Raw genomic sequence first — 19,094 nt, 5'->3', positions numbered from 1 at the left:
TATTTATATCCAATCAGCGTCCTATGGCATGCAAGTCACGCCAGGCATGCTTAACCTTTAAGGGAGGTGAACTAGTTGGCAGACAATAAGGACTTTTTAAAGGAAGAAGAACAAGAAGCAGCCGCTGCAGAAGGAAGCAATGAGCCGATCGAAGCAGTATTTGGAGAATCAGCTTCACCATCTGAAACTGGTGAAAATGGTGAAGAGTCATCTATGGGCCAGGAAGACTCCGAAGAACTGAAGGCTGCACATGAAAAGATTGCAGAGCTTGAGGCCAAATTGTGGGAAGCAGAAAACCGCTATCTCCGTCTTCAGGCAGACTTTGATAATTCCAGGCGCCGGGCAAAGCTTGATCAGGAGGCGGCTGAAAAATATAGAGCACAAAAACTGATCACTGAACTTCTTCCAGCCCTTGACAATTTCGAAAGAGCGCTGAAAATGGAAACTGACAATGAGCAGGCCAAAACGCTCCAGCAGGGAATGGAAATGGTGTACCGGAGTCTTGCGGAGGCGATCAAAAAAGAAGGCGCCGAAGCAATCGAGGCTGTCGGAAAAGAGTTTGATCCGCATCTGCACCAGGCTGTCATGCAGGTTGAAGACGAAAACTTTGCATCCAACACAGTTGTGGAAGAATTCCAAAAAGGCTATATACTAAAGGACAGGGTCATCCGTCCGGCAATGGTAAAAGTAAACCAATAATAAAACTACATAATATCGGGAGGTAAGGAACATGAGCAAAATCATTGGCATTGACTTGGGTACTACAAACTCATGTGTATCCGTTCTAGAAGGCGGAGAGCCTAAAGTAATTCCGAATCCGGAAGGAAACCGCACAACTCCATCAGTTGTCGCATTCAAAAACGGCGAACGCCAGGTTGGCGAGGTAGCTAAGCGCCAATCCATTACAAATCCAAATACGATCATTTCTGTTAAACGCCATATGGGTACAGATCATAAAGTGGAAGCAGAAGGCAAGGAATATACACCGCAGGAAATGTCTGCTATCATCCTTCAGTATCTTAAAGGCTATGCAGAAGATTATCTTGGTGAAAAGGTTGAGAAAGCTGTTATCACAGTTCCGGCTTATTTCAATGATGCTGAACGCCAGGCTACAAAAGATGCAGGCAGGATTGCCGGCCTGGAAGTAGAGCGCATCATCAACGAGCCTACAGCAGCGGCTCTTGCATACGGTCTTGACAAAATGGACGAAGACCAGACAATCCTTGTTTATGACCTTGGCGGCGGTACATTTGATGTATCCATCCTCGAGCTTGGCGACGGCGTTTTTGAAGTTAAATCAACTGCCGGCGACAACCGTCTTGGAGGGGATGACTTCGACCAGGCAGTCATTGATTATCTAGTAGAACAGTTCAAAAAAGAAAACGGCATCGACCTTTCAAAAGACAAAATGGCGCTTCAGCGCTTGAAAGATGCAGCTGAAAAAGCGAAAAAAGACTTGTCTGGCGTCACTTCTACACAAATCTCCCTTCCGTTCATCACTGCAGGGGATGCAGGTCCTCTTCACCTGGAGGTTACACTCTCCAGAGCGAAGTTTGATGAACTGTCAGCGGGGCTTGTAGAACGTACAATGGGACCTACGCGCCAGGCGCTCAAAGATGCCGGCCTTTCTCCATCAGAAATCGATAAGGTCATCCTTGTCGGCGGTTCAACCCGTATTCCTGCCGTTCAGGAAGCAATCAAGAAGGAAGTCGGAAAAGACCCTCATAGAGGCGTGAATCCTGATGAAGTTGTTGCTATGGGCGCAGCGATCCAGGGCGGAGTCATTTCCGGAGATGTTAAAGATGTAGTCCTGTTGGATGTAACGCCATTATCACTTGGAATCGAAACAATGGGCGGAGTGTTCACGAAGCTGATCGAGCGCAACACAACAATCCCGACTTCCAAGTCCCAGGTATTCTCTACAGCGGCTGACAGCCAGACTGCTGTTGACATTCATGTGCTTCAGGGTGAACGCCCAATGTCAGCTGACAATAAAACTCTTGGCCGCTTCCAATTGACTGATATCCCGCCGGCACCGCGCGGCATACCTCAAATCGAAGTATCCTTCGATATTGACAAAAACGGCATCGTCAATGTACGCGCCAAAGATCTTGGAACAAACAAAGAGCAGACAATTACAATCAAATCTTCCACAGGCCTTTCTGACGATGAAATCCAGCAAATGGTCAGGGCAGCAGAAGAAAATGCAGAAGCAGATAAAAAGCGCAAAGAAGAAGTGGAGCTTCGCAATGAGGCAGACCAGCTAGTCTTCACGACTGAAAAGACTTTGAAAGATCTTGAAGGCAAGGTGGATGAAGCGGAAGTTGCGCAAGCGAACGAAGCTAAGGATGCACTGAAGGCAGCAATCGAAAAGAATGAGCTGGAAGAGATCCGCACTGCGAAGGATGCCCTTCAGGAAATCGTCCAGAATCTTTCTATGAAGCTCTACGAAGAAGCAGCGAAGCAGGCTCAGGCAGCTCAGGGTGCTGAAGGCCAAGGCGGAGATGACAATGTCGTGGACGCAGAATTCGAAGAAGTAAACGACAACGACAAAAAATAATAGCAGGCAGCAGGATATAAAAGTCAAAGTCAGGTTCCGCTTGGCTTTGGCTTTTTTTCTTTATCTGGAGCAGTGAATAGGCAGGTGATTAGCCTGCGTTCCATATTAGGGCAAGCGCCCTCCGCTTTTAGTTTATCCAGCTCCGGCGGCTAGGCCCTCGAGGTCTTAAGCCAAGCAGATCAGAAGGTTAAAGAACAACCTTCCGCTCTGCTTGTCTTAAGCTTGTCGGGCCTGAACAAGCCGCCTGCGCTTTTAGTTTAACTATTGCACTTTTTCTTTATAGAGTGATACAATAATCTTTATGTGAAATGACCGGGGAGTGTGAAATTCATGAGCAAACGGGATTATTATGAGGTCCTGGGGGTCAGCAAAAGTGCCAGCAAGGATGAAATAAAGAAATCCTACCGCAAGCTTTCAAAAAAATATCATCCTGATATTAATAAAGAAGCGGATGCAGATGAGAAATTCAAGGAAGTAAAAGAAGCGTACGAAGTTTTGAGTGATGATCAGAAACGCGCCCACTATGACCAGTTTGGCCATACAGATCCCAACCAGGGCTTTGGAGGAGGAGATTTCGGAGGCGGCTTCGGCGGCTTCGAGGATATCTTCAGTACTTTCTTCGGAGGCGGCGGAAGGAGAAGGGACCCGAATGCACCAAGGCAGGGGGCCGATCTTCAATATACAATGTCCCTTTCTTTTGAAGAAGCGGTATTCGGAAAAGAAACTGATATTGAAATACCGAGGGAAGAAACATGCGAGACTTGCGACGGTTCAGGGGCCAAGCCTGGCACTAAGCCTGAAACCTGCCGGCATTGCCATGGCTCCGGCCAGCTGAATGTTGAGCAGAATACGCCGTTCGGCAAGATTGTCAACAGAAGGGTCTGCCAGTACTGCAGCGGAACAGGCAAAGAAATCAAAGAAAAATGCCAAACTTGCGGCGGCACAGGCAAAGTGACCAAGCGAAAGAAAATCCATGTAAAAATTCCGGCCGGCATTGATGACGGACAGCAGCTGCGCGTGACCGGACAAGGGGAACCAGGCATAAACGGCGGTCCTCCAGGAGATCTGTATGTAGTATTCCATGTCAGGGGCCATGAATTCTTTGAACGTGAAGCTGACGATATTTACTGTGAAATGCCAATCACTTTTGTCCAGGCAGCACTTGGTGATGAAATCGAGGTGCCGACCCTTCATGGAAAAGTGAAACTGAAGGTTCCTGCCGGGACTCAGACAGGCACCCGCTTCCGCCTGAAGGGAAAAGGCGTGCCGAATGTGAGGGGCTATGGAAATGGCGACCAGCACATACTTGTGCGGATTGTCACGCCGACAAAACTGACAGAAAAACAGAAACAGCTTCTGCAGGAGTTTGGCGAAGTGAGCGGCCAAGTGCCGCAGGGTGAACAGGAAGAAAGCTTTTTCGCAAAGGTGAAAAGAGCCTTTAAGGGTGAATAAAGGAATGGGAGTTGGTAGAGAATGAAATGGTCAGAAATCAGCATTCATACAACAAATGAGGCGATTGAACCGATTTCAAACATTTTGCATGAAGCCGGAGCAAGCGGAGTAGTCATTGAGGATCCGTTTGATTTGATTAAAGACAGAGAAGATCAATTCGGTGAAATCTACCAGCTCAATCCGCAAGATTACCCAGAGGAAGGCGTTATTGTGAAAGCCTATCTTCCGGTCAACAGCTTCCTGGGCGAGACGGTTGATGAAATTAAGGAAGCCATCAACGGCCTTATCCTTTACAATATTGATATCGGGCTCAATAAAGTGACGATCAGTGAAGTGAACGAAGAGGAATGGGCCACTGCCTGGAAAAAATATTATAATCCTGTTAAAATATCTGAACGGTTCACCATTGTGCCGACCTGGGAGGACTATACGCCTGTAAGCAGCGATGAATTGATTATCGAGCTTGATCCGGGCATGGCTTTTGGCACCGGGACACATCCGACGACAGTCATGTGCATCCAAGCGCTGGAGCGTACGGTGGCAAAAGGGGACAGAGTCGTTGACGTCGGAACCGGTTCAGGTGTGCTCAGCATTGCTGCTGCCATGCTCGGGGCGGAAAAAGTGGAAGCACTTGATCTTGACGAAGTGGCTGTTAAGTCTGCAAGGCTTAACATTAAGCTGAATAAGGTGCATGAGACTGTAAGTGTTTCGCAGAACAACCTGTTGAACGGAGTGCAGGAAGGGGCCGATGTCGTAGTTGCCAATATTCTGGCCGAAGTCATCCTGCGCTTTACAGATGATGTGGCCAAAACAGTGAAAAAAGGCGGACGCTTCATTGCATCTGGCATCATTCAGCAGAAAAAGCAGCAGGTCAAAGAGGCAATCATCGAGGCCGGGTTCGAAATTGAAGAAATCCTGCAGATGGAAGACTGGGTCGCCATCATTGCCAAGAATAAATAAGACAAATATCTGACTGGGCGGGAAAAACGGGAGTACTTGAAGCTGGGATACACCCATGTCCTTCAAAGTCCCTTTTTTCCGTTTGGCGGATTTGCAGCCGTAGGGCATTTGCAAATATGAAAGGTAGGCAGGTGCAGCCATGCAGCGATATTTCACAGATCGGGATAAGGATGGCAGATTCAGCATAGCAGGCGACGACTTCCGCCATATCACAAGGGTCATGCGCATGAAGGAAGGGGACAGCATCATCTGTGCGGTCCGCGGGGGCAGGAGTGCGGTATGCCGGATTGCAGAAATTACCGATGAACAAGTGATTGCAGAAGTAGTACAATGGAAGGAAGCGAGCTCAGAGCTTCCGGTGAAGGCTGCAATAGCGAGCGGATTGCCTAAAGGGGATAAGCTCGAGCTGATCATCCAAAAAGGGACAGAGCTTGGAGCTTCAGTGTTTATCCCTTTTACTGCAGCCCGTTCGATTGTAAAATGGGATGAGAAGAAAGCGGGAAAGAAAACAGAACGCTGGCAGAAAATCGCCAAGGAAGCGGCCGAGCAGTCGCATAGAGATATGCAGCCGGATGTGCTCCAGCCTGTGAGCATGAAAGAGCTGATAGACCTGGGCAAGGGCTATGACCATAAAGTGATTGCCTATGAAGAAGATGCCAAAGATGGGGAAAGCTCTGCTTTTGCATCACTTTTATCGGGCATGGAAAGAGGGCAGTCCCTTCTCATGGTGTTTGGTCCGGAAGGCGGCCTCTCGGAAAAGGAAGTTGCACTCTTAAAGGACAATGGTTTTGTGTCATGCGGACTTGGCCCGAGGATATTGCGTACTGAAACAGCGCCGCTATATGCGCTTGCGGCTGTTTCTTATCATTTTGAACTAATGAGGTGAATACAATGGCAACAGTTGCTTTTCATACACTTGGCTGTAAAGTGAATCATTATGAAACAGAAGCAATCTGGCAATTGTTTAAGCAAGAAGGCTACGAACGGACAGATTTTGAATCTGCTTCCGATGTATATATAATCAATACCTGTACAGTAACGAACACAGGTGATAAAAAAAGCCGCCAGGTCATCAGAAGGGCGATCAGGAAGAACCCTGATGCCGTGATCTGTGTAACAGGCTGCTACGCCCAGACCTCGCCTGCAGAAATCATGGCCATACCTGGTGTGGATATCGTCGTGGGTACACAGAACAGGGTCAAAATGCTGGAGTATATCGAACAGTATAAACAAGAACGACAGCCGATCAATGCTGTCGGAAATATTATGAAAAACCGTGTTTACGAAGAACTGGATGTTCCTGCCTTTACGGACAGGACCCGCGCTTCCCTGAAGATTCAGGAAGGCTGCAATAACTTCTGTACATTCTGCATCATCCCGTGGGCGCGGGGCTTGATGAGATCCCGCGATCCGCAGGAAGTCATCCGCCAGGCGCAGCAGCTTGTCGATGCAGGCTATAAGGAAATTGTCCTGACCGGCATCCACACAGGCGGCTATGGAGAAGACATGAAGGATTACAATCTTGCCATGCTGCTAAGGGATCTCGAGGCACAGGTAAAAGGCCTGAAGCGTCTGCGCATTTCCTCTATCGAAGCAAGCCAGATCACTGATGAAGTGATTGAGGTGATGGACAAGTCTGAAGTGGTCGTAAGGCATCTGCACATACCTCTGCAGTCAGGCTCTAATACTGTACTTAAGAGAATGAGAAGAAAGTACACAATGGAATTCTTTGCAGAGCGCCTTGACCGCCTAAAAGAGGCGCTTCCCGGCCTTGCCGTCACTTCTGACGTTATTGTCGGCTTCCCTGGTGAAACTGAAGAAGAGTTTATGGAAACCTACAATTTCATTAAAGAGCATAAATTTTCTGAGCTGCATGTGTTCCCTTACTCAAAAAGGACCGGGACACCTGCAGCCCGGATGGAAGACCAGATTGATGAGGAAATCAAGAATGAGCGGGTGCACCGCCTTATTTCCCTTTCCGACCAGCTGGCAAAGGAATATGCATCACAGTTTGAAAATGAGGTGCTTGAAGTCATTCCAGAGGAAATTTACAAGGAAGATCCTGAGAGCGGCCTTTATGTCGGGTATACTGACAACTACCTGAAAGTCGTATTCCCTGCATCAGAAGAGATGGTAGGGAAAATCGTGAAAGTCAAGATATCCAAGGCAGGCTATCCTTTTAATGAAGGACAGTTTGTCCGGGTCGTTGACGAGGATGCTGTATACGAAGAGGCGGCTGTCTAAATATGTGATAAAAAAGAATGGGGAGTATCCCCATTCTTTTTTATGTTAAAAATCGGCCTGAGTACACTTCGGGCTACATATTTCCCCTTTAATTTAGAAAAAATAGACAGGAATGAAGAAAACGATTGCAAAAAACGATTAAAACCCATAATTTCAGCTACATTTTTCGGAAAGACAATGGTATGATGTAGAGGTACGGACAACTTGTTTGTTGAAAGGAGAACCATTGATATGGCAACTAATGTAGCAAAAATGATCGATCATACATTATTGAAAGCAGATGCGACAAAAGAACAGATTGAGGTACTATGTTCAGAAGCTAAAGAATACAGTTTCGCGTCTGTCTGTGTTAACCCTGCGTGGGTCAGCTACGCGAGTGAACTGCTGGAGGGCTCAGGCGTAGATGTCTGCACAGTCATCGGCTTCCCGCTGGGGGCGTCAACATCTGAGGTAAAAGCATTTGAAACTAAAAATGCCATTGAAAACGGCGCAACTGAAGTAGATATGGTTATTAATATCGGCGCTTTAAAGAGCGGCAGCAGTGATCTTGTAGAATCGGATATCCGTGCAGTCGTTGAGGCGGCAAAAGGGAAGGCACTTACAAAGGTCATTATTGAAACATCCCTCCTTACAGAGGATGAGAAGGTCCTGGCATGTGAGCTGGCTGTAAAAGCAGGCACAGATTTTGTCAAAACTTCTACTGGTTTTTCTACCGGAGGCGCAACCATTGAAGATATCAGGCTGATGAGAAAAACAGTCGGTCCTGAAATCGGTGTTAAAGCATCAGGCGGTGTCCGCAGCACCGAAGATGCCCAGCAAATGATCGAAGCAGGAGCTACAAGAATCGGTGCAAGCTCCGGTGTGGCGATCGTTAATGGGTTAACGAGCGATTCAGATTACTGATTACCTTATGGAAGAGACAGGACAGCATCAATTGCTGGCCTGTTTTTTTTATTTATCATGGATCTTCATAATTAACCTTCCAAAATGTTCAGCAAATGGAAGTACCATTAAAGAAGTCAGCACATTGAATAATACACTCACATGTGCAAGCTGGACATCCGGCTCGGCGGCTGCCCATTCGCCGAATGAGGAAAGGGAGCCTATGAAAGGGAGGAAAAGGGCCGCTCCCGCTATATTCAGCCAGATATGTGCAAAGGCAGTGAGGCGCGCCTCCTTCCCTGCGCCAATGGATGCAAGATAGGCAGTGAGGCATGTCCCGATATTGGCTCCGAGCATAAAGGCTATGCCTGTATCCAATTCAATGATCCTGCCGTTCAGAAACCCCATGATGATCCCCACAGCCGCAGTGCTGGATTGGATGATGGCTGTCAGCACTATGCCAACTGCCGCACCGGTCAGATGGCTGTTCTCCATGACCCCGAGAATACCGGTCAGCAAAGGGACACCCTGCAGCGGGGAAGCCATAAATTCAAAGCCCTTCATCGAGGAAAGCACAATGGAGATGCCAAGGATTCCCATGCCAATATGCTTCAGTGCCTTTCTGCCAAATAAGATGAGGCACGACCCGGCTGCTGCCAGGGGGATGATGAGAGACTCGATATTGAAGGTGATGAATTCTGTTGTAAATGTTGTTCCAATATTTGTCCCCAAGATGATGCCGATCGATTGGGGGAAGGTCAGGATCCGGGCGGAAATAAGGCCGATAGTCAATACCATAACAGCAGAGCTGCTTTGCAGGACAGCAGTAATCAGCATTCCTGCCAGCATCCCCTGCCAGGGGAAATGGGTATAAGCGGCAATCTTCCGCTTGAATGAATCACCGGAAAGTCCGTATAGCCCTGATCTTAACAGTGCCATTCCGTATATGAAAAAAATAATCAAGAATAAAAACAGGATAATCAGCAGCATGCGTTCTCACTCCTTCAATTAAACTCTATGAAGGAACGGGACTGGACATGCCTTGCGAAAAGGGTTTATTTTTACCGCTTCTATGGTAAATTAAATGAAAGGACAGAGCATGCAAAAAAAAAACTGTACCTGCCCGTGATGAATTACAGTTGACCTTGTATCACTGTTATATTATAATTGCAAGGTACATGGAAATCTATGTTTCTGATGTAAGTGTGTTGTGCTCGGAGGGAGGGAAAGAGAATGTCTAAAACAGTCGTTAAAAAGAACGAATCGCTTGAAGATGCTCTTCGTCGCTTCAAACGTTCTGTATCTAAAACAGGTACTTTACAAGAGGCGAGAAAGCGCGAATTCTACGAAAAACCTAGTGTAAAGCGCAAGAAGAAGTCCGAAGCTGCTAGAAAACGTAAGTTCTAAGAGAGGGTGTATCAACTATGAGTCTTCTCGAGCGTTTAAATGATGATATGAAACAAGCGATGAAAAACAAAGAAAAAGATAAACTCACTGTCATTCGGATGATTAAAGCATCTCTGCAGAATGAAGCCATCAAGCTTGGCGGAGAGCTTAACGAAGAGCAGGAGTTAACTGTCCTTTCTCGCGAAGTGAAACAACGCAAGGACTCCCTCCATGAATTTGAAAAAGCAGGTCGTGAAGACCTTGTTGAAAAATTGCGGAACGAATTGGTATTCGTCGAGCTATATATGCCCAAGCAGCTGTCCGAGGATGAAGTATCAAAGATTGTCCAGGAGACAATCGAAGAAACTGGAGCATCAGGAAAAGCCGATATGGGAAAAGTGATGTCTGCCATTATGCCTAAAGTAAAAGGCAAAGCGGACGGCTCACTTGTAAATAAACTTGTACAACAACACCTTTCATGAAAAAGTATGCCAAAAGACCGCAAGCAATCTGCCTGCGGTCTTTTTATGCATATAAACGGCATACTGCAATAAATTTCAGGGTACGTATGGAAGGTGTGCCGCTGTTAAAGACTATTACATAGGAAAAAATAAGGCCGAAAACAGAAAATGTGCTGAAAATGAATCTTTTTTCTTTTTTAAACGTAAGTAAAAGAAGATTAACTTTTGTTTGTGAAAGGAGGAGAAAATGGTGGCTCTCAGAAGGGCAGTCACTCTGCTGGCGTTTTTGGGCATCCTGCTGATTATGCTTATTCCCGAAAAAGGGAATGCTGATAATGAAGTGGTATACGTTGTTCCCATCGAAGAAACAGTGGAAAAAGGCCTTTATGCATTTCTGAACAGGGCTGTCAGCACCGCTGAAGAGAATGGGGCTTCTGCCATTATTTTTGAAATGGATACACCTGGGGGCGCAGTGGATGCTGCCGGGAAAATAGGCAAGCTGCTTGCGGAAACAGAATTGAAGACGGTGTCCTTTGTCAATAATCAGGCCCTGTCGGCCGGTGCCTATATCTCTTTGAATATGGATGAAATATATATGGTGCCGGGTGCTGTCATGGGCTCTGCCGCCATTATCGATCAATCAGGGAACACCGCAGGAAAGAAAGCGGAATCCTATTGGCTGAGCGCAATGAAGAGTGCTGCTAACCAGTCTGGCAGGGATCCGGAGATAGCACTGGCCATGGCGGATGAGTCGGTTGATCTGCCGGAATATGGCGCCCCAAAAGGGAAGCTTCTCACTTTGACATCTGAGCAGGCAGAGCAGGCAGGTTATTCTGAAGGCACAGTTTCATCTCTTGATGAACTGCTGGACACTCTTGGCTACTCAGGGGCGGAGATCAGGAGCCTGGATGAAAGCTTTGCAGAGAAAATAGCCCGTTTTATCACCCACCCGGTTGTTGTGCCGATTCTCTTGTCTGTCGGCAGCCTGGGACTTGTGCTTGAGCTTTACTCGCCGGGATTCGGCATCCCGGGATCGATGGGGCTTGCTGCCCTCCTGCTGTTTTTTTACGGCCATATGGTTGCAGGCCTGGCAGGATATGAGTCCATCGTTTTGTTTTTGGTCGGCCTGGGGCTGATCATACTGGAGTTTTTCCTTCCAGGAGGGATTGCCGGGGCAATAGGCCTTGTTTCGGTTGTTGGAAGCTTGTTTCTTGCAACTGATAACGTTGTCCATACGGCCGTTTCCATTTTAATTGCCATTGGCATTTCCATTTTGGTATCCATCTTAATGATAAAGGTGTTTGGTAAAAAAATGAAATTCTTCAGGAAAATTATATTGAGCGATTCGACAAGCACTGAGAAAGGGTATATCTCAAACAAGACACGTGCCGAGCTTATCGGTCTTGAAGGCTATGCTCTGACCGCCTTAAGGCCGGCCGGGACGGCTGTGCTCGAGGATGAAAGAATCGATGTTGTCAGCGAAGGCGGCTTTATCCAGAAGGGGGCCAGGATAAGGGTCGTAAAAGCAGAAGGCTCCCGGATTGTTGTGAGAGAAATGCTTGATATGGAAAAAAAAGCTGATCAATGAATGGACTCCCGTGAAAACAGGGAAGACAAATAGATTTTAAGGAGGAACAAAATGTTAGGAGAAGGAACTGTATTTATTTTAGTAGCCGTGGTTCTGGCAGTTATCCTGCTGGCGGTGCTGTTTACTTTCGTGCCAGTGGCACTCTGGATTTCCGCCCTGGCGGCAGGCGTCAGGGTCAGCATCTTCACATTGATTGGAATGAGGCTCCGCCGGGTCATCCCGAATAGGGTCATCAATCCTTTGATTAAAGCCCATAAAGCGGGTCTGGATGTTACAACAAATCAGCTTGAGAGCCATTACCTGGCCGGTGGTAATGTGGATAGGGTTGTCAACGCGCTGATAGCCGCACACAGGGCCAATATTGAGTTGAGCTTTGAGAGAACCGCTGCTATCGACCTTGCGGGACGTGACGTTCTGGAAGCCGTACAGATGAGCGTCAACCCTAAGGTGATTGAAACACCGTTCATTGCCGGTGTGGCAATGGATGGAATAGAAGTCAAAGCAAAAGCACGGATTACGGTCCGGGCAAATATTGAGCGTCTGGTAGGGGGGGCCGGGGAAGAAACAATCGTAGCCCGTGTAGGCGAGGGTATCGTTTCGACCATCGGTTCTTCGAATAATCATAAGAAAGTACTTGAAAATCCTGACATGATTTCTCAGACTGTCCTGTCCAAGGGCCTTGATGCCGGCACAGCATTCGAAATCCTGTCCATTGATATTGCGGATGTTGACATCGGCAAGAATATCGGTGCCGAGCTTCAGACTGAGCAGGCGGAAGCAGATAAGAAGATCGCCCAGGCTAAGGCTGAAGAAAGGCGTGCAATGGCCGTTGCCCAGGAGCAGGAAATGAAAGCAAAAGTAGAAGAAATGAGGGCGAAGGTTGTCGAAGCAGAAGCCAAAGTCCCTCTTGCCATGTCAGAAGCTCTCCGTTCAGGGAATCTCGGAGTGATGGATTATATGAACATCCAGAATATATCCGCTGATACGGATATGAGGGGTTCAATTGGAAGAACGACAGATCCTGGCATGGATGGGAAAAATAAAGACTAACTAGCCGGGTATATGCCGGGAAAGGAGGATTCTCCTTGGGATTCTTATTGGAAAACCCATTTATTCTTGTTGTACTGATCGGCATCATCTCCTCGCTTTTCAGCAAGGCGAAACGCGGCGGCAATACCGGCCCGGTACAGCAGCCGGGGAATGTGGAGCCTGAACCGGGACCGTATGCCGATGCCGGGTATGAGCCGGAGGAAAAACAGGCTGTACCGGTTCAGGAAGCAGGACGGCAAACGCTCGAAAGCATGGAGTCTTACTATCAGGAAAGAAAAGTGCAGGCAGAAGAACGCGCAAGGAGGCTTTCTGAAAGGCAGGATCTGCTGGAAAGAAGGGTTCAGAATGCGCGCAATGCTGCTGGAAAACCTGAGAAGAGCATCAAAGCTGAACCTGCAGGACGGGCTGCTGTAAACCGGGAAAAGCTGGCGGACGCAATAATCTGGTCAGAAATCCTCGGCCCGCCCCGGTCAAAGAACCCGCGCAGGCTGCACAGACGCTGAACGGATGGCATTAACGAATAAAAAGAGTGCTAGAACCTCCTTCCATCTCATACATATGAGATGAAAGGGGGTTCTTTTTTTTATGGCTAAAAAGTGGGGACAATACATTCGCAGCTGGATGACCAACCAAATGGAGCTTCCTCAAGATGTCATGATGGATTTACCCCGGATAACCATGATTGGGCAAATTCATATATATATTGAGAACCACCGCGGACTGATTGCTTTTAGTGATAAAGAGCTGAGGCTTCTGCTCAAGCAAGGGCAGCTGCTCATCAAAGGAAGCACTTTTGTCATTAAGACCATACTCCCTGAAGAGATACTGCTGGAAGGCAAAATCGACCAGGTGCAGTATATAGACGAGTAATGGCCAGCCGCCATGCGGGTGATTCTTTTGAACCGCTGGGCTGGCTGAAAAAGAGGATCCGGAGGGAAGGAAAATGAAGAATCAATGGATTGCTTTTTATTCTGGAATCATCACTGTAAAGGCTGCGGGCTCCGGCATTGAACGGCTGATCAACTCACTGACCAGGAACGGCATCATGGTCTGGCAGGTAAAAAGGCATGGAGAGCAAGCGGTTACCTTTAAAATAAAGCTGACTGACGTGAAGCGGCTCCGTGCGTCAGTAAGGAAGAGCGGATGCAGGATTGAATTCCTTCATCGTGCAGGCCTGCCCTTTCTGATGAAAAGAAGCCTCAAAAACAGCGGTTTTCTTTTTGGTGCCGCCTCTTTCCTAGTTATTCTGATCCTTTTGTCCAATATGGTATGGGGAATTGAAATCAAAGGGGCAGATCCTGCTACTGAATATAAAATCCGCAGGCAGCTTGATGAAATGGGCATCCACAAAGGCAAACTTCAGTTTTTTGTCAAAAATGTAGAAGGAATCCAGCGTGAGCTATCCAACGAAGTGGATGAAATCACCTGGGTAGGTGTGGAGCTCAAGGGGACAACCTACCACTTCCAGGTGGTGGAGAAAAACGAGCCGGATAAGCCGGAGCTTTTGAGCCCAAGACACCTGGTTGCCAAAAAGAAGGCTGTGATTTTGGACATGTTCGTGGAAGAAGGCAAGCCTGTTGTCAGCTTAAATGACCATGTCATCCCTGGCCAGCTTCTGGTTTCAGGCATCATCGGCCAGGATGGCCAAACACAGACAGTACCGGCAAAAGGGGAAATCTGGGGGGAAACCTGGTATAAATCCGAGGTGAAACTTCCGCTTAAGAGCACCCTCCAGGTGTTCAGCGGAGAAGAAAAAAGGAAATATTATTTTGACATAGGAAATTTTTCAATTCCTGTCTGGGGGTTTGGCAAACCGGAATTCAGTGAATATGAGATAGAAGAGAACAGAAAGGACATCAAATTCCTGAAATGGACTCTCCCTCTCGGCTTTACAAGCAGGACCATGCGGGAAAGTGAAACCGTTACAAGGATTTACTCCAATGAGGAAGCCTTTGAAGTGGCAAAAGATTTGGCCAGAAAAGATATAAAAAACAGCCTGAGTGAGGATGCTAAGATCAAGGGAGAAAATATTTTGCACCAATCCGTAGAGAATGGTAAAGTATTTATAGCAATACATTTCCAAATTATTGAGAATATTGCAGAAGGACAATCCATTATCCAAGGAGACACAGAATGACAGAAGACTTAAAAACCATGAATGTTCATCTGGAAGATCCTAATGAAGCAATAGCACTGATCGGGAATTCGGATGCCAACCTGAAAATAATTGAACAGGAACTGAATGTGTCTGTCGTCACACGGGGAGAAACGATTTTCGTGTCCGGCGAGGCAGATGCTGTCGAGCTTGCCGGCCAAATCCTGGACAAACTCATTTATGTGATCCGCAAAGGAATCAATATCAGCGGCAGGGATGTTATGTACAGCATCCAGATGGCCAAAAAAGGCACACTTGAATATTTCAGCGACCTGTATGAAGAGGAAATAACGAAGAATGCAAAAGGCAAGTCCATTAGGGTAAAAACGCTTGGGCAGCGCCAATATATAAATGCGATTAAAACAAATGATCTGGTATTTGGAATTGGCCCTGCAGGTACAGGCAAGACCTATCTGGCTGTTGTGATGGCAGTCAATGCACTGAAAAATGGGAATGTTAAGAGAATCATCCTGACCAGGCCGGCTGTTGAAGCAGGCGAAAGCCTTGGCTTCCTCCCTGGGGATCTGAAAGAAAAGGTAGATCCTTACCTTCGGCCGCTTTACGATGCCCTGCATGACATCCTTGGCGCCGAACATACTCAAAGGCTGATCGAGAGGGGTACCATTGAAATAGCCCCCCTTGCCTATATGAGGGGCCGTACGCTTGATGATGCATTTGTCATTCTTGATGAAGCACAGAATACGACACAGGCTCAGATGAAAATGTTCCTGACCAGACTGGGCTTCGGCTCCAAGATGGTCATCACGGGGGACCGCACGCAGGTCGACCTTCCGAAGGGAGTCCGTTCCGGGCTGATTGCTTCAGAAGATATCCTGTCTGCTGTAAAAGGGATTTCCTTCTCTTACCTGGAGCAAAGCGATGTCGTCCGCCATCCGCTTGTAGCCCGGATCATTTCAGCTTACGAAAAAACAGACCAATAATAAAAACCGTCCTGGGTGGGCGGTTTTTATTCTGTCTAAAAAGGACCTTCCGGAAGGCAAACCCTCTGTTTCGCCAAGTTGATGCGAATAGAGGGGTGAAACTTGCCGGAAAAACTGTTATCATTTTACATAATCATAGTTCAAATTAAATGTGAGCTTATCCGGCCCTGCTTATGCCTGGATAGGAGGGGGAAGCATGGAAAAATTACAGCGCCAGTTGGCAAAGGTCAGAAACCTGTTGGATATGACATTCTTTAGAGTCGTCTTATTTCTTTTGCTCGGCATCGTACTATATGCCGCCATGTACAGCAATGTAAAGCCCGAAAAGCTCGACATAAGCCTGTTTTCTGTGGCTGAACAGACAATCCGCTCGCCGATTACGGTAGAAGACAAGGCGAACACAGAGAAGGAAAAGAAGGCGGCCGCCGACCAGGTGACCGATGTATACATAGTCAAAAAGGAAATCAATCAGAACCGTGTCGATCTGGTCACTTCCATATTTGATTCCGCAGCGGAAGTTAACGAAGAGATAAGCGAGGAAGCGGCACAAAGCGGTAATGAACAGGGTGATGGAGAACAGGAAACTGCATATGTCCCGCCTTCTTCTTCGGAAAAACTGAAAATGCTCAAGGAAAAGCTGACAGATAATGTGACGAAGGAAGTCTCTGATGCAGTCCTGTCACCGCTTCTGCAGGCGTCCAAGGACGAGCTCACGATTGCAAGGGATCTCACTGTAACGGCGATCAACAATGTGATGGGCAGCAAAATCCCTGCTGATGAAGTGGAAAACAGCAAGAAAAGGGTGGAGGAAGAGCTGAAATATACCAGCCTGAGCACGAATTTAAGAAGCTCGGCTATTGAGCTTGGCAGATATGCTGTCATCCAGAACGAATTCTATGACCCGGCTGCGACTGAAGAGCTCAGGCAGCAGGCAGTAGAGAATGTAGAACCTGTAAAAATCCTCCAGGGCCAGATCATCGCGGAAGAGCGCCAGCTGATCAACAGGGAAATTTACAGGCAGCTGGAGCTTACAGGGCTTCTGGACAACCAGAAAAGCATACAGCCGTTTCTGGGGCTGGGCCTGATTGTAGCCATCATTCTGGCAGCACTCTATTATTACTTTTATGAGCTGAATGTCCAAAAGGAGCTGAAACAGAATTACCTCCTGCTGTTCAGCCTGATTTTCATTCTTTCGCTTTTGCTGATGAAATGCGTAAGCCTCCTGCAGCTGCTCCAGTATCCGGAAATTGGCTTTATATTTCCGGCTGCAATGGCAGCCATGCTGATCAGGATCCTGATCAATGAAAGGCTTGCCATTCTGATTACGATAGTCCTTGCCATCTGCGGAAGCGTCATGTTCAATGAAGGCACTGCCGGAACATTGAATATTAATATGGGCATCTATATCATTTGCTCAGGCTTTGCGGGTATATTATTCTTAAACAAGCAAAATAACAGGTCCAAGATTCTTCAGGCAGGACTGTTTGCAGCCGGGGTGAACCTTGTTGTGATCATCTCCCTCATGCTGCTTAGAAACACTCATTTCGAGGCGGTTGAATACAGCTTCCACTTAGTGACAGCATTGATCTCCGGCGTGGCTTCATCTGTGCTGGCCATCGGCCTGCTTCCATTCTTTGAGGGGAGCTTTGGCATCCTTTCCGCCATGCGGCTGATTGAGCTGTCAAACCCGAACCATCCGCTGCTCCGCAAAATCCTGACTGAGGCGCCAGGGACCTACCATCACAGTGTAATGGTGGCTAATCTGGCTGAGTCAGCATGTGAAGCAATCGGCGCAAATGGCCTACTTGCCAGGGTAGGCTGCTATTATCATGATATCGGGAAGACAAAGAGACCTCATTTTTTCATTGAGAATCAAATGAATATCGAAAACCCGCATGACAGGCTGCCGCCGCAGACAAGCAAAAATATTATTATTGCCCATGCGGTCGACGGAGCTGAAATGCTGAGAAAGCACAAAATGCCGAAGGAAATCGTCGATATTGCCGAACAGCACCATGGCACCTCTTTGCTCAAATATTTTTACCATAAGGCCAAACAAAACGGTATGGATGTCAATGAAGAGGACTATCGTTATCCGGGGCCAAAAGCACAGTCAAAGGAAATCGCCGTCATCGGCATTGCCGACAGTGTCGAGGCAGCTGTGAGGTCCATGTCCAATCCGACACCTGAACAAATTGAAGGGCTTGTCAGGAATATCATCTCAGACAGGCTTCAGGATGAACAGCTGAACGAATGTGACTTAACACTGAAGGAATTGGAAATCGTTGCACACACATTTTGTGAAACACTAAAGGGGATCTTCCATTCCAGAATTGAATATCCAGAATCCACGAAACAGAAGGTGAAGCAAGCATGAGCTTAAATATTGATTTTTTGGATGAAACGAATGAAGTAAAAAGCAGCCATATTGAACAGGTTGAAAAGCTGCTGAATTTTGCAGCAGAAAAGGAAAATGTTGAAGATGATTCGGAATTGTCCGTAACCTTCGTAACGAATGGCCGTATAAGGGAAATAAACAGGGAGTACCGCGATAAAGACAAACCTACCGATGTTATTTCTTTTGCCATGGAAGAGCTTGGGGAAGGCGAAACAGAAATTGCCGGGGAAGGTATTCCAAGGGTGCTCGGCGATATCATCATATCAATACAGAGGACAGAAGAACAGGCCGGTGAATATGGACACTCTTTTGAACGCGAGCTGGGTTTCCTTGCTGTTCACGGATTCCTCCACCTCCTTGGATATGACCATGAGACAGATGAGGAAGAAAGAGAAATGTTCGGCAGACAGAAGGACATCCTTGATGAGTACGGGCTCACGCGATAAGAAGCCGGGTGCCGTGAAAGGCTTGTGGCCTGTTTTTGCCGCAGCTTTTGCCGGTATCGGCAATTCACTGAAGCAGGAAAGGAACATGAGATTTCATGCCCTTTCATCTGCTGTGGTCATTGCAGCAGGCGCCGGCTTTTCCTTAAGCAGGATTGAGTGGATGTTCATCATATTGGCCATTGGCGGGATGTTTGCGCTGGAACTGATCAACACAAGCATTGAAAGAGCTGTGGATCTGTCAACAGAAGAATGGCATCCGCTGGCAAAGCAGGCCAAGGATGCTGCAGCAGGGGCTGTGCTGGTGTTTGCTTTTGCGTCGGCGGCACTTGGTGCAATCATTTTCCTCCCGAAGATATGGTCACTTTTCCAGTAGGAGCGGCTGCAGCATGCCGTTCTTTTTTAATTAAGGAAAATAATGAAATGATACCATATGATATTTAACGACCTTCCCTGTATTTTAAAAAGAAAAGCGGGTATGGATTTTGGGCTTTCTTGAAAACGCTGTCTGATTTGGTTAAAATGACAGAGCATGTAATGAGATAGTGTGTCCGTTTTTGGAAAATTCAAATTT

Annotated in this window: 19 protein-coding genes; 18 read left to right on the top strand and 1 reads right to left on the bottom strand. The window is 47.2% G+C overall.

Annotation, left to right across the window (positions count from 1 at the left end; translation table 11 throughout):
- The first annotated feature begins 75 nt into the window (after positions 1-75).
- From grpE to deoC, 7 genes are all read left to right on the top strand, one after another.
- Positions 76-699 (top strand): nucleotide exchange factor GrpE, encoded by a 624-nt coding sequence (grpE, locus tag FZD51_RS20875; RefSeq protein WP_148976520.1) that lies wholly within the window; start codon positions 76-78, stop codon positions 697-699.
- Between the two features lie 31 nt (positions 700-730).
- On the top strand, positions 731-2,560 hold the full coding sequence (gene dnaK, locus FZD51_RS20870; protein ID WP_148976519.1) for a molecular chaperone DnaK: 1,830 nt from the start codon (positions 731-733) through the stop codon (positions 2,558-2,560).
- A 330-nt stretch (positions 2,561-2,890) separates the two neighbouring features.
- Complete coding sequence (gene dnaJ, locus FZD51_RS20865) at positions 2,891-4,012, top strand: molecular chaperone DnaJ (RefSeq protein ID WP_094767031.1); 1,122 nt, start codon at positions 2,891-2,893, stop codon at positions 4,010-4,012.
- Positions 4,013-4,033: 21 nt separating this feature from the next.
- Positions 4,034-4,972, top strand: a complete 939-nt coding sequence (gene prmA / locus FZD51_RS20860; RefSeq protein WP_148976518.1) for a 50S ribosomal protein L11 methyltransferase — start codon at positions 4,034-4,036, stop codon at positions 4,970-4,972.
- A 139-nt stretch (positions 4,973-5,111) separates the two neighbouring features.
- Positions 5,112-5,858: a 16S rRNA (uracil(1498)-N(3))-methyltransferase gene (locus tag FZD51_RS20855; protein ID WP_148976517.1), complete on the top strand. Its 747-nt coding sequence runs from the start codon at positions 5,112-5,114 to the stop codon at positions 5,856-5,858.
- Positions 5,859-5,863: 5 nt separating this feature from the next.
- The gene (gene mtaB, locus FZD51_RS20850) at positions 5,864-7,216 is read left to right on the top strand and encodes a tRNA (N(6)-L-threonylcarbamoyladenosine(37)-C(2))-methylthiotransferase MtaB (protein WP_148976516.1); all 1,353 of its coding nucleotides are present in this window, start codon (positions 5,864-5,866) and stop codon (positions 7,214-7,216) included.
- A 231-nt stretch (positions 7,217-7,447) separates the two neighbouring features.
- A complete protein-coding gene (gene deoC / locus FZD51_RS20845) occupies positions 7,448-8,119 on the top strand; it encodes a deoxyribose-phosphate aldolase (protein ID WP_148976515.1) in 672 nt (223 codons plus the stop codon).
- A gap of 48 nt (positions 8,120-8,167) precedes the next feature.
- Here the strand turns inward: deoC and FZD51_RS20840 are convergent, their stop codons facing one another.
- A complete protein-coding gene (locus FZD51_RS20840; RefSeq protein WP_148976514.1) occupies positions 8,168-9,088 on the bottom strand; it encodes a Na/Pi symporter in 921 nt (306 codons plus the stop codon).
- A 243-nt stretch (positions 9,089-9,331) separates the two neighbouring features.
- Between FZD51_RS20840 and rpsU the strand changes: the two genes are divergently transcribed.
- The 11 genes from rpsU to FZD51_RS20785 all read left to right on the top strand — a co-directional run bounded on the left by rpsU (position 9,332) and on the right by FZD51_RS20785 (position 18,896).
- On the top strand, positions 9,332-9,505 hold the full coding sequence (rpsU, locus tag FZD51_RS20835) for a 30S ribosomal protein S21 (RefSeq protein ID WP_009791389.1): 174 nt from the start codon (positions 9,332-9,334) through the stop codon (positions 9,503-9,505).
- Positions 9,506-9,522: 17 nt separating this feature from the next.
- A complete protein-coding gene (locus FZD51_RS20830; RefSeq protein WP_148976513.1) occupies positions 9,523-9,966 on the top strand; it encodes a GatB/YqeY domain-containing protein in 444 nt (147 codons plus the stop codon).
- 226 nt (positions 9,967-10,192) lie between these two features.
- Positions 10,193-11,533, top strand: coding sequence for an NfeD family protein (locus tag FZD51_RS20825; protein ID WP_148976512.1), 1,341 nt, complete (start codon positions 10,193-10,195; stop codon positions 11,531-11,533).
- A gap of 51 nt (positions 11,534-11,584) precedes the next feature.
- Positions 11,585-12,583 (top strand): flotillin-like protein FloA, encoded by a 999-nt coding sequence (gene floA, locus FZD51_RS20820; protein WP_148976511.1) that lies wholly within the window; start codon positions 11,585-11,587, stop codon positions 12,581-12,583.
- A 35-nt stretch (positions 12,584-12,618) separates the two neighbouring features.
- Complete coding sequence (locus tag FZD51_RS20815; protein ID WP_148976510.1) at positions 12,619-13,086, top strand: hypothetical protein; 468 nt, start codon at positions 12,619-12,621, stop codon at positions 13,084-13,086.
- A gap of 82 nt (positions 13,087-13,168) precedes the next feature.
- A complete protein-coding gene (yqfC, locus tag FZD51_RS20810; RefSeq protein ID WP_022544206.1) occupies positions 13,169-13,453 on the top strand; it encodes a sporulation protein YqfC in 285 nt (94 codons plus the stop codon).
- A 73-nt stretch (positions 13,454-13,526) separates the two neighbouring features.
- Entirely contained in the window at positions 13,527-14,720 is a 1,194-nt protein-coding gene (gene yqfD / locus FZD51_RS20805) for a sporulation protein YqfD (RefSeq protein ID WP_148976509.1), read from the top strand.
- A complete protein-coding gene (locus FZD51_RS20800) occupies positions 14,717-15,679 on the top strand; it encodes a PhoH family protein (RefSeq protein WP_009791396.1) in 963 nt (320 codons plus the stop codon). The genes yqfD and FZD51_RS20800 overlap by 4 nt, the downstream gene beginning before the upstream one ends.
- A gap of 196 nt (positions 15,680-15,875) precedes the next feature.
- Positions 15,876-18,056, top strand: coding sequence for an HD family phosphohydrolase (locus FZD51_RS20795; protein WP_148976508.1), 2,181 nt, complete (start codon positions 15,876-15,878; stop codon positions 18,054-18,056).
- The gene (gene ybeY / locus FZD51_RS20790) at positions 18,053-18,523 is read left to right on the top strand and encodes an rRNA maturation RNase YbeY (RefSeq protein ID WP_148976507.1); all 471 of its coding nucleotides are present in this window, start codon (positions 18,053-18,055) and stop codon (positions 18,521-18,523) included. The genes FZD51_RS20795 and ybeY overlap by 4 nt, the downstream gene beginning before the upstream one ends.
- The gene (locus FZD51_RS20785; RefSeq protein WP_148976506.1) at positions 18,501-18,896 is read left to right on the top strand and encodes a diacylglycerol kinase family protein; all 396 of its coding nucleotides are present in this window, start codon (positions 18,501-18,503) and stop codon (positions 18,894-18,896) included. The genes ybeY and FZD51_RS20785 overlap by 23 nt, the downstream gene beginning before the upstream one ends.
- Positions 18,897-19,094 lie beyond the last annotated feature (198 nt).

The sequence above is a fragment of the Bacillus infantis genome (assembly GCF_008180445.1).
Lineage (GTDB): Bacteria > Bacillota > Bacilli > Bacillales > Cytobacillaceae > Bacillus_AB > Bacillus_AB infantis_B.
Note: the sequence above shows the minus strand (reverse complement) of the source record. Positions and strands in the feature narration are given on the sequence as shown.

Coding starts and splice junctions, on each gene's coding strand:
- dnaK (WP_148976519.1), top strand. CDS start 731: ATGAGCAAAATCATTGGCATTGACTTGGGTACTACAAACTCATGTGTA.
- dnaJ (WP_094767031.1), top strand. CDS start 2,891: ATGAGCAAACGGGATTATTATGAGGTCCTGGGGGTCAGCAAAAGTGCC.
- prmA (WP_148976518.1), top strand. CDS start 4,034: ATGAAATGGTCAGAAATCAGCATTCATACAACAAATGAGGCGATTGAA.
- FZD51_RS20855 (WP_148976517.1), top strand. CDS start 5,112: ATGCAGCGATATTTCACAGATCGGGATAAGGATGGCAGATTCAGCATA.
- mtaB (WP_148976516.1), top strand. CDS start 5,864: ATGGCAACAGTTGCTTTTCATACACTTGGCTGTAAAGTGAATCATTAT.
- deoC (WP_148976515.1), top strand. CDS start 7,448: ATGGCAACTAATGTAGCAAAAATGATCGATCATACATTATTGAAAGCA.
- FZD51_RS20840 (WP_148976514.1), bottom strand. CDS start 9,088: ATGCTGCTGATTATCCTGTTTTTATTCTTGATTATTTTTTTCATATAC.
- rpsU (WP_009791389.1), top strand. CDS start 9,332: ATGTCTAAAACAGTCGTTAAAAAGAACGAATCGCTTGAAGATGCTCTT.
- FZD51_RS20830 (WP_148976513.1), top strand. CDS start 9,523: ATGAGTCTTCTCGAGCGTTTAAATGATGATATGAAACAAGCGATGAAA.
- FZD51_RS20825 (WP_148976512.1), top strand. CDS start 10,193: ATGGTGGCTCTCAGAAGGGCAGTCACTCTGCTGGCGTTTTTGGGCATC.
- floA (WP_148976511.1), top strand. CDS start 11,585: ATGTTAGGAGAAGGAACTGTATTTATTTTAGTAGCCGTGGTTCTGGCA.
- yqfC (WP_022544206.1), top strand. CDS start 13,169: ATGGCTAAAAAGTGGGGACAATACATTCGCAGCTGGATGACCAACCAA.
- yqfD (WP_148976509.1), top strand. CDS start 13,527: ATGAAGAATCAATGGATTGCTTTTTATTCTGGAATCATCACTGTAAAG.
- FZD51_RS20800 (WP_009791396.1), top strand. CDS start 14,717: ATGACAGAAGACTTAAAAACCATGAATGTTCATCTGGAAGATCCTAAT.
- FZD51_RS20795 (WP_148976508.1), top strand. CDS start 15,876: ATGGAAAAATTACAGCGCCAGTTGGCAAAGGTCAGAAACCTGTTGGAT.
- ybeY (WP_148976507.1), top strand. CDS start 18,053: ATGAGCTTAAATATTGATTTTTTGGATGAAACGAATGAAGTAAAAAGC.
- FZD51_RS20785 (WP_148976506.1), top strand. CDS start 18,501: ATGAGTACGGGCTCACGCGATAAGAAGCCGGGTGCCGTGAAAGGCTTG.